Annotated in this window: 2 protein-coding genes; both read left to right on the top strand. The window is 73.4% G+C overall.

The window, feature by feature from the left end:
- The first annotated feature begins 3 nt into the window (after positions 1-3).
- Positions 4-828: a helix-turn-helix transcriptional regulator gene (locus WH07_RS35390; protein WP_063775891.1), complete on the top strand. Its 825-nt coding sequence runs from the start codon at positions 4-6 to the stop codon at positions 826-828.
- Positions 829-920: 92 nt separating this feature from the next.
- A complete protein-coding gene (locus WH07_RS35385; protein ID WP_046509290.1) occupies positions 921-1,565 on the top strand; it encodes a LysE family translocator in 645 nt (214 codons plus the stop codon).
- The last annotated feature ends 48 nt before the right edge of the window (positions 1,566-1,613 follow it).

Raw genomic sequence — 1,613 nt, 5'->3', positions numbered from 1 at the left:
GGCATGGGCGAGGCGGTGGAGATGCGGGCGGCGCTGGTGCGGCTGCGCAGGTCGACCGGGCTGACGGTGGCGTTCGGCGGACTGACCCATGAGGCGGGGCAGTTGAGAATCGCCGAGCTGCACGGGACGTCGACGAGCGCCCTGCGCGGGCTGGGGATCTCGTCGGGGCACGGTCTGGGCGGCAAGTCGATCGCCATGGCCAGACCGTGCGCGGTGACCGACTATCACGAAGCGCGGCACATCAGCCACGAGTACGACGCGGCGGTGGCGGCGGAGGGGCTGCGCTCGGTGCTCGCGGTGCCCGTGGTCGTACGGCGCAGGGTGCGCGGGGTGCTGTACGGAGCGCTGCGCAGCGCCCTGCCGATCGGGGAGCGGGCCTTCGACGCGGCGGTGGCCGCCGCGCGGGACGTGGAGCGGGCGCTTGTCGTACGGGACGAGGTGCGGCGGCTGCTCGCGGCGGCCCACGGGGCGGCGGGCGTTGCCGAGGCCCGGGAGGAGATACGGGCGGCCCACGGCGAACTGCGCGCGCTGGCGCCGCGGATCGTGGACGCGGAGTTGCGCGAGGAGGTGCTCGCCGTCTGCGGGCGGCTCGCGGGGACCGCACGGCCGGTGGACGCCCCGGCGCCGCAGCCGGTCACGCTGGCACCGCGCGAGGTGGACGTCCTGCGCTGTGTCGCGGCGGGATCGACCAACGCGGCGACGGCAAAACTGCTGGGGCTCCGCCCGGAGACGGTGAAGGGTTATCTGCGCTCGGCGATGCGCAGGCTCGGCACGCACACCCGGCTGGAGGCGGTGGTGGCGGCCAGGCACGCCGGCTTGTTGCCGTAGCTTTCACGGCCGCTTCGGGAGATCCGCCGCCGGTGGGAAATGCCCGGCCGCCGGGTGCCGGTCGTTCATAGGTACGTACTGGAGGTATGCGCATGGTGTCGATGGACCGGTTCCTGGCCTTCGCCGCGATGTCCCTGCTCGTGATCGTGATCCCGGGGCCGAGCGTGCTGTTCGTGATCGGCCGGGCGCTGGCGCACGGGCGGCGGACCGCACTGGCGACGGTGCTCGGCAATGTGGCCGGGTCATACGCCCTGGTGGTGGCTGTCGCGCTGGGGATAGGCGCGCTGGTCGAGGAGTCGGTGACGGTCTTCCTGACGGTGAAGCTGGCGGGCGCGGCGTATCTGGTCTTCCTGGGGGTGCAGGCCTTCCGGCACCGCAAGGAGATGCGGGCCTCGGCCATGTCGGCGCCCGCGGGCCCGGCGCGCGGGGATCTCCGTACGGTCGGGGACGGCTTTGTCGTGGGGATCACCAATCCCAAGGGCGTGGTGTTCTTCGCGGCCGTACTCCCGCAGTTCGTGGACCACTCGGCGGGCCAGGTGCCGGCACAGATGCTGTTGCTGGGGCTGATACCGATCGGGATCGGGCTGGTCACGGACACCCTGTGGGGCCTGGGCGCCTCCGCCGCGCGCAACTGGTTCGCGCGGTCGGACCGGCGGCTGTCGATGGTCGGCGGCGCGGGCGGGTTCGCGATGATCGGGCTGGGGGTGACGGTCGCGGCGACGGGCCGGGCGGACTGAGAAGCCCTGCGGGGGCGAGGAAGCAGGGGTTCGGGGCCGGGGTCATGG

The organism is Streptomyces odonnellii (genome assembly GCF_000981895.1).
In the GTDB taxonomy this organism is placed as follows: Bacteria; Actinomycetota; Actinomycetes; order Streptomycetales; family Streptomycetaceae; genus Streptomyces; species Streptomyces odonnellii.
Note: the sequence above shows the minus strand (reverse complement) of the source record. Positions and strands in the feature narration are given on the sequence as shown.